Origin of the sequence: Phytoactinopolyspora endophytica (genome assembly GCF_004138495.1) — a bacterium.
Lineage (GTDB): Bacteria > Actinomycetota > Actinomycetes > Jiangellales > Jiangellaceae > Phytoactinopolyspora > Phytoactinopolyspora endophytica.
Map to the genome: position 1 here is coordinate 58025 of NZ_ML142856.1, position 3954 is coordinate 61978.

The 3954-nt window shown below is 65.5% G+C and carries 2 protein-coding genes; one reads left to right on the top strand and one right to left on the bottom strand.

Going from position 1 to position 3954, the window contains the following annotated elements; all coding sequences use genetic code 11:
• Positions 1–371: 371 nt before the first annotated feature.
• Entirely contained in the window at positions 372–2867 is a 2496-nt protein-coding gene (locus tag ELR45_RS16615; RefSeq protein ID WP_165367840.1) for a transglycosylase domain-containing protein, read from the bottom strand.
• 294 nt (positions 2868–3161) lie between these two features.
• Between ELR45_RS16615 and ELR45_RS16620 the strand changes: the two genes are divergently transcribed.
• Positions 3162–3539: a hypothetical protein gene (locus ELR45_RS16620; RefSeq protein WP_129667409.1), complete on the top strand. Its 378-nt coding sequence runs from the start codon at positions 3162–3164 to the stop codon at positions 3537–3539.
• Positions 3540–3954 lie beyond the last annotated feature (415 nt).

Consider the following 3954-nt stretch of genomic DNA (forward strand, 5'->3'; position numbering starts at 1 on the left):
CTATGGCGCTCTACAGAGCGTTACCGCCAACGTTCTGATCATCGGAGCGCCGAAAGGCGGCATGCATCATGGTCGCTCAGACACCGGAATGCATGCTCTTCTCTTCGTTTCTGCCCCCCAGCCGTTTAAGACTGCAGCCAGCCTCACGACCGCGGCCGAGCTGAAAGACGGGCGATAGCGAGGGCGGACAAAGCTGGAGATCGCCCGCATGGTCCGAAGTAGGCGACGTCATCCTCGCCGCTGTCAGCGTCAGCCGACGTTGCGAGGGAGTTTTCTCCACCCGATCTCAACGAACGACATTGCGGTTGCTGGGACGACCACAATGTATGTTCTTTACCGGGCTCAGACACTTCCTCGACGAGCCGTATCTCTCACCAGCCGCTGTCGTCCGGATCTGAGTCTCCGTCACCCCAGTCGCCGCCACCGTCTCGGTCGTCACTGGCCCAACTGTCGTCGTCCGGACCGCCAACGCCGCCGTCGCTGCCACCGCCTCGGTCCTCGCTGGACCAACCGTCATTGTCCGGACCGCCACCGCCACCGCCACCGCCGCCGGTTCCCCCGTCGTCGCCCCCGCTTCCACCATTGCCGTCAGCACTCGACTCGTCCTGATCCCGCTCGGCGGGGCCTTGCCCGTCATTCCCGGAGGCATCGTCGCCGCCGCCCGAGCCGCCGCCACCCGAGCCGCCGCCACCCGCCTGTTCCGACGAGCCTCGACGGTCACGGCTCGTGCCGCCATTTCCGCCGGAGTCATCATCGCCGCTCGAACCTGCGTCGTTGTTCGAGGAGTCTTGTGCCGGTGTCGACCCTTCAGCGGAGGCGTCACGCCTCGGGATGCTTCGCGGCCTGTTGAACGTCTTCTTCGCCTCTCCGTCGAGGACCTCGTCCATGAACTGCTTCCAGATCGGACCCGGAATACAACCGCCGCAGGCCTGAGGGATCGCCTCCCCGTTGAAGCTCATGCCGTCCAGGCTGCGGAGTCGCCCACCGTTGTTCTTGTCGCCGTCAACGTCTGCCACGGCCACGGCGGTGGCCAGCTGGGGCACGTATCCCACGAACCACACGGCGATGGACCCATTGGTGGTGCCGGTCTTTCCGGCCGCGCGGCGACCGTCGTCCAGCCGCATCCGGCCGCCGGTAGCGCCCGAATTGTGGATCACGCCTTCGAGCACTGAGTTGATCGTGTCCGCGACATTCTTGTCCAGTACGCGCTGGCAGTCCGGCTCGGTGCGATCGACGATGACATCGCCGGCGCGATCCTGCACCTTCACAACAGCCCTCGGCTCGCAGTGCACGCCCCGGTTGGCGAACGTCGCATAGGCCTGCGCCATGCCGAGCGGCGATACCTCGTTGGCGCCGAGAACCGAGGCTGGAAAGGTCCTGTAGTCGTCGCCGTCAGCACGACCGGCCCCCATCGTTTGCGCGAGCGTCGCCGGTTCGCACAAGCCCGTCTCCACGGCAAGCTGGGCATAGAACGTGTTGACCGACCGCTCCGTCGCCGTTCTGACGTCGATGCTGCCGTGCCCGCCGTCGTAGTTCTTCGGTCTCCAGGTCTCGGTGCTGCGTATGCGCCCGTCGCAGTCCGAGTACCGGCTGATCGGCACCGAGACCTGCGCGGGCGAGCTGATGGTCGACCCCAGGCCGATCCCTTGTCTCACCGCAGCGGCCAGCACAAAGGCCTTGGCGGCGGAGCCGGGCTGCATTCCGACGCTGCCGCCCATGTCCCGGTCGACGGCGTAGTTGATGTTGCTGATTCCCCTTCCTTCGACGCCGTACCCGCGGGAGTTGGCTAGTGCCTGGACATGACCCGTGCCAGGCTCTACGGCCGCAAGCGAAGCGATCGCCCTGTCGGTGGCGGCGACACGATCAGAGACGGCTTCCTCAGCATCACGCTGAGTGGTGCGGCGGAGCGTAGTCTCGATCGTCAGGCCGCCGCGCATCAGGGCGTGCTCCCGTTCCTCCGGTGTGCTCCCAAGCTCTTCGATCGTTCGGATCTCGTTCACGACGTAGTCGCAGAAGAAGCCGGCATAGGAGTCGACGCATCCGTTGGACACAGCTCGCGGTTCCAGGCCGAGATCAGACCCCCGGGCCTCAGCGACCGTCAACTCGCTGACCATTCCCGTCTCAGCCATCCGACTGAGCACGACGTTGCGCCGGGCCAGAGCCGCATCAGGGTTCTGGTTCGGGTCGTATCGGTTCGGGCTCTGGACGATGCCGGCGAGCAGCGCTGCCTGCGGCAGTGTCAGTTCATCGGCGCCGACGGAGAAGTACGTGCGCGCCGCAGCCTCCACGCCGTACGCACGGGAGCCGAAGAAGGCAATGTTGAGGTAGCGCTCGAGGATCTCCTCCTTCGTGTACTCCTGCTCCAGCGATATCGCCATACGCAGCTCATCGAGCTTGCGCCGGTAGCCGTCGACTCCATCGCTGGCCAGGACCGTCGCCCGCTCCTGAGAACTTTTGGCCTGCGAAAGCCGTACCAGCTTCACGTACTGCTGTGTCAGGGTAGAGCCGCCGGCCTGCGTCTCCCCGGCCTCGACATTGCGTATGAACGCGCGAAGGGTCCCCTGAAAGTCGATCGGCCCGCGTTCGAAGAACCGATCATCCTCGATGGCCAGAATGGCATCGATCACCACGTCGGTGATCTCATCCAGCTCCACGTAGTCACGGTTCTCGTCGAAGAACGTCGCCAGGACCCTCCCGTCGGCGTCGAGGACGCGTGACGTCTCAGACAGCGTGCCGGGCTCGAAGTCGATGGTCATGTCTTGGAACCACTCCGAGCCGACGCGAGCGCCGAGCCCGAGCGCTCCCACGATGGGCAGCACGAGTCCCGCCATCAGCACACCGCAGAGTGCACTGACGCCGATGGTCACGAAGACTCGTCGGAGTCCTACCAGGATGGGAACGGGACTGAACGCCATGACACCGGGCTGAGCTCCAATAGATTGACGACACGGGCTGTGCGGCCGGCGGCGTCAGCTTGCACCGCGGCACACATCGGGATGATGCGCAGCGGGCAGCGTTTATGTCGCGGCCGGCGCAGATGTGACGCAGATCACTGCCCCGCCACGAGCGCTGTCCCTCGGCAAGACTTTCTCAACGCCCCGGCCGCGCTATCCGCCGTAGTGCCCCTATGCCGTTGCGCAGGGCGCACGTACGCTTTGGGCATGGTGACAAGGGACCGACCCACGCCTGTTCGCAACCGACTGCGCCAGCTCGGCCTTGCGGTTCCAATCGCCACGTTGTTGATCAGCTGCGGCGAGACCATCAGCGTGAGCCAGGAGCCCACGTGCACCTATTGGGACGAAGCGACCGTTGAGGTCGCCGAAGGTTCGGGCGAGGCAACTGCGGAAGAGGCCCTGGCCGCCGTTGACCGTGCCGAGCTGCCGCGCGGCGAACCCACCATGGACGAGGACTCCGAAGAAGTCGACGGTCGGGTCGAGTGGCGATTCCTCGACGATGGCGCAGAACGAGGAGCCGCAGTCGCCACCCTGAGCCCATGGGGTCTGTGGACCATTGAGTCGGTGACTCGCTGCCTCGGATAGCCGAAGGCTAACCGGTACACGGCCAAGACCCTCCGCGCGCGGGACGTAACTTACGTCGGAGGTAAGTTACCTCGAATGTAAGTTAGGTCGCCGCCCGGCCCTATGCCGGAGGACACGCGCACCAGTTATCAGCGCACATGTCTCCCCGCACTCCGGACGGACGAGACCGGAGAACGGGGAGACACGGTTCGGCATCCCTGGCATACCTGGAATCGCCGGGACTTAAGAAGCGTCCCAGGGTTTGCCGGTTCCGGGACCTTCCCGGAACTGGCGTCGTGCCCCCACCCCCGAAAGGATGGGGGCACGACGCCCGGGCTACTAGAACAGCTCGTCGATGCCGACGGTCTGCTCCGCTGCGCCTCCTTCCCTACGACGACGCGTCGCCGACGCGAGCATCGCGCCACCGAGGAGCAGC